Origin of the sequence: Neisseria sp. P0014.S009, assembly GCF_051958155.1 — a bacterium.
GTDB classification, from domain to species: Bacteria; Pseudomonadota; Gammaproteobacteria; order Burkholderiales; family Neisseriaceae; genus Neisseria; species Neisseria flavescens_C.
Genome location: NZ_JBQCVS010000030.1, coordinates 1 through 3529 on the forward strand (window position 1 = coordinate 1; position 3529 = coordinate 3529).

Annotated in this window: 7 protein-coding genes; 5 read left to right on the forward strand and 2 right to left on the reverse strand. The window is 41.4% G+C overall.

Going from position 1 to position 3529, the window contains the following annotated elements:
• Window positions 1–12 precede the first annotated feature (12 nt).
• Both ACTHS4_RS11355 and ACTHS4_RS11360 read right to left on the reverse strand, forming a co-directional pair.
• The gene (locus ACTHS4_RS11355) at window positions 13–342 is read right to left on the reverse strand and encodes a hypothetical protein (RefSeq protein ID WP_070825580.1); all 330 of its coding nucleotides are present in this window, start codon (window positions 340–342) and stop codon (window positions 13–15) included.
• 267 nt (window positions 343–609) lie between these two features.
• A complete protein-coding gene (locus ACTHS4_RS11360; protein ID WP_070825582.1) occupies window positions 610–801 on the reverse strand; it encodes a hypothetical protein in 192 nt (63 codons plus the stop codon).
• A gap of 163 nt (window positions 802–964) precedes the next feature.
• Between ACTHS4_RS11360 and ACTHS4_RS11365 the strand changes: the two genes are divergently transcribed.
• The 5 genes from ACTHS4_RS11365 to ACTHS4_RS11385 all read left to right on the forward strand — a co-directional run.
• Window positions 965–1672, forward strand: a complete 708-nt coding sequence (locus tag ACTHS4_RS11365) for a replication initiation factor domain-containing protein (protein ID WP_440365956.1) — start codon at window positions 965–967, stop codon at window positions 1670–1672.
• 276 nt (window positions 1673–1948) lie between these two features.
• The gene (locus ACTHS4_RS11370) at window positions 1949–2254 is read left to right on the forward strand and encodes a hypothetical protein (RefSeq protein WP_070825584.1); all 306 of its coding nucleotides are present in this window, start codon (window positions 1949–1951) and stop codon (window positions 2252–2254) included.
• 61 nt (window positions 2255–2315) lie between these two features.
• Window positions 2316–2534, forward strand: a complete 219-nt coding sequence (locus tag ACTHS4_RS11375; protein WP_070825585.1) for a major capsid protein — start codon at window positions 2316–2318, stop codon at window positions 2532–2534.
• Window positions 2535–2549: 15 nt separating this feature from the next.
• Window positions 2550–2852 carry a hypothetical protein gene (locus ACTHS4_RS11380; protein WP_070825586.1) on the forward strand — a complete coding sequence of 101 codons (303 nt, stop codon included), beginning with the start codon at window positions 2550–2552 and terminating at the stop codon, window positions 2850–2852.
• Between the two features lie 63 nt (window positions 2853–2915).
• Window positions 2916–3529 (forward strand): hypothetical protein (locus ACTHS4_RS11385; RefSeq protein ID WP_440365957.1); only part of this gene is annotated, 614 nt, incomplete at its 3' end.

A 3529-nucleotide genomic window follows, 5' to 3' on the forward strand; every position in this document is an offset into this window, starting at 1 on the left:
AAATTATGCGAACTAGCGTTTCCGCCTGAAAAAGTGTTTTCGCTCTACCCATGGCGGCGGATAACGTCTAACTTTTTCGTTTGGTCGCCATAATACGATTTTGGCGGCGTCTTTTTTCTGTTTGGTCAGTCGCTCCGTTTCAAGCATTTTGATGAGCGTAAGCGCGTCAATGCCGATTTGCTCGGCAATGTCTTCAATAAAACGTACAGGCAGGCGCAGACGGTTGCGTCGGTATTGGCTGATTCGGGTCGGCTCTACCTGCCAGCGTTGAGATAAAGCATAGTCAGACAGGATAAAAAGCCTGTCTTTGATTTGGTCTATGAGTTCGGATTGCGTTGCCATGATAAGCCCCCTTTTCGGGGCTTATTTTACTTCAATGAGCAAACGCTCTCTATTTGAGCGTTTGCTCCTTATTTTGTAGGTTTATTTCTTCGAGTTTGTCAAGTTCGATAATTTCTATATTTCCTGAATTTAAAATGCAGTCTAGTCGGTTTTTATTTTCAGGTTTTAGACATTCGTATCCTTTGTTTACGCCTTCTGAGTATCCATGGATCCAGCTTATTATGAAACAAACGGCGAAAAGGATGATTTTTAATGCCTTTTTGAGCATTATTTGTCCTTTATATCTATTTCGCCGTCGTCGTTTATGTATGCCCTTTTTAAGGCTTTGTTTAGTAGCATGTGAGCTAACTCGCTGTCTCTGAGTGGCTCTCTTCCTAGTTGTATCAGTTTTTTATTTGCTGCTACGGCTAGCTGTCTGATTTTTTCTTCCTGATCGTCTTTGATTCTTAGTGCTTTCATTTTTCATATTCCTAAAATCTTTTATGCAATATAAAACAATGTCTTGTGTGTTAACAAGTAATTTGTTGTTGACTTAATGTGTTAACGCGTTAACATATCGGAAATTTGTTAACGCGTTAACGCGTTAATTTAACGTGTTGTAATAGCGCAAAAGGGTGTGTAAATGAATGAAGCTGTTATCTATCCCCCCACTAGTAACACGGGGGGACTGCCGAAAAGCGAAGCCTTTGAACATTTCGTAGTTGTCAAAGGACAATTAAAAGAAGTCCTTTTGAAACGCGGTAAATCGACTGCTGCATTTATTGATACTTTGACGGTTGTCATGCCTGAAAGCGTTTTTGTACGTCCTGATCAACTCGGGACGGAGGAAGAAGTAGCCGCTAAAGACTGGGAAAACGGCGGATATACATCACGCCATACAAAACCTATTGCCGAATGTGTCGGCGGGGATTGGCTACATTATCTCGGTACGGGAAAAACCCTGTATATAGGCAGCCGTAAAAATTCAAGTCGTTTTGTGCGTGTTTATGAGAAAGGTAAACAGCTTGGCGATTCTGAAAGTCCTTGGGTTCGTGTTGAGCTTGAGCTGCACAATCGGGATATCGTGATTCCTCATGAAATCCTGATAGATGCGGGTCAGTATTTGACGGGCGCATTTCCAGTTTTTGAAAGACTTTTTTCAGCTTATGAAGAAGCTCCGGCTAAAGTTGAGCGGGTAAAAAAGCAGCAAGACGTATCGGCAGAACACTGTGTTAAATATGGCGCGATTCAGGTTTCGGGGGTGGTTAATTTGCTTGAGCGTATGGGTCTCGATGCTGAAGCCATTGTAGAAGTTTTGAAAGACGGTAAAAAAAAATGCCCCGCCGTCTGAATCCTGCGGCGTTTGACTGTGCAACGGAAAGTCTGACTTATATTCACGAATGTCATCGCGTCCCGCGTGATGTTTATTCGGTCATTGATATGGCGTTCGGCAGTGAACGAAGTGCTATCAGGCATATAACATATGACGAATATTTGAACGAATGTCAAAAACGTCAGATTAATGAACAGTTTGGAAATTTCGGGCGTAATTTTGAGTCGGAAGACGATTATTTAGCCTATATGTGGCGTAAATACCATACGCCGAATTTTAACTTAAGGAAATGAAATGAAAGCAATTTTAAGAAAAGTAACTTGGAATAAAGGTCAGACGGATAATGGTGTTATTTTTGACTATACGAGAGTTTTTATTGAACGCCCTATTTCTGACAGTTCGGCTAACGAATTCGGTTTTGATTTGATTCAGTGTGAATATGGCGAAGAAGCCAAAAAAGTCGAATTGGAATATTTGCGCGGCAAGCTCCCTGTGGAAGTCGATATCGAACTTATGCCCGAAATTAAAGGGAAACGGGTTCTTCAGAAAGTTTATTCTATGAAGGTTGTCGGTGGTCAGAATTCGGCTTCGAAAGCATGATTTTTAGGGCTTTCCGTTTGCCTTTTGAAAACGGTACTCACTTTTTAAAAAAGGAAATTTTATGAAAATCTTGAATTTTAAAAAAGCGGGCGTTGTTGCCCTGTTGGCTACTGGTTCGGCTGCTGCTTCTGCTGAAGGTATTGCCGATATCGGTACGCAGATTGTAACTCAAATAAATGCTGTTGCTCCTGTTGTAACTTCTGTCGGTGTAGCGTTGTTAGCCGTCTATGTACTGATGAAAGCGTTCCGTCTCGTCGCGTCATTCGTTGGCGGTCGTTAATTGATTGGGGGCTGTATGGGCTATCGCGTGGGTTTTCAGTGCTTTGGCAATATCGAAACTGCAAATGACTATGTATTGTCTCAAACAGCTCCCGTTATAACGGCAGATGGAAAGATTATAGCTCCTGAAAAGGTAGGGAAAGAGTGGTTTTTGAATGGCGAAAAAGTGTTGCTTTCGTTTCCTGAATGTTCGGCGGTTAGTCAGTTTGCCGATGGAGCGTTAATCGGTGGGTCTTTTGTCATGATTTTTGTTTTGATGTTTGCATTTAGATTGGCGGCAAAATTTATAAGTGGTATGGGGGGTTCAGATGTTGGTTGATTTTCCTTTTATGCTTGGTTTTTTTGCTGTGGTTTCTTTAATTTATTTGTTTAAGGGGTAGATATGAAAAAAAATAGTTTGGCGGTCGCAATTTTAGCGGTCGCTTTTTTAATGCCCTCGGTGTCTTTAGGTGCTGTTGGTGATACGGGTTATGGTTTTAGAACGGATGGTCGTTTAAATCAGATGGTTGATTTGTGGGAAAGTAAAGAGGTAGGTATAAAAGATAAAAAAACTGGGAATATTCAAAAGGTTAAAGTTACGAAGTTGGCTTGTGTTTTAGATTATTGTTTTTATAGGCATGAGGATAAGGGGGCTTTTAATAAAAGTCAGAATATGACTGTTTTTGATGTTGAAGACTTATTAAGTAATAAAAATAAGGGAAATCAGGGTATTAGCGTTTCAGATAGTGATTTAAGTAAAAAGTCAAAAGAAATGGGGGTAGAAAAGGAACGTCTAAAAAAGGCTTTGGAGGATGAGAATGAAATGGCAAGGCTTTTGAGAGAAATTGATGTAAAACGAGTAGAACAAAAGAAAAAAGAAGAGGAACAGAAGAAGAATCAGGGTAAAGGTAATGGTGGCTCGGGCGGTGGTGGTGGAACGTCAGGCGGTGGCAGTGGCTCTGCTGGTGGTGGTAGCTTGGGCGGTGGTAGCGGTTCGGCTGGTGGCGGTGGTGGCGG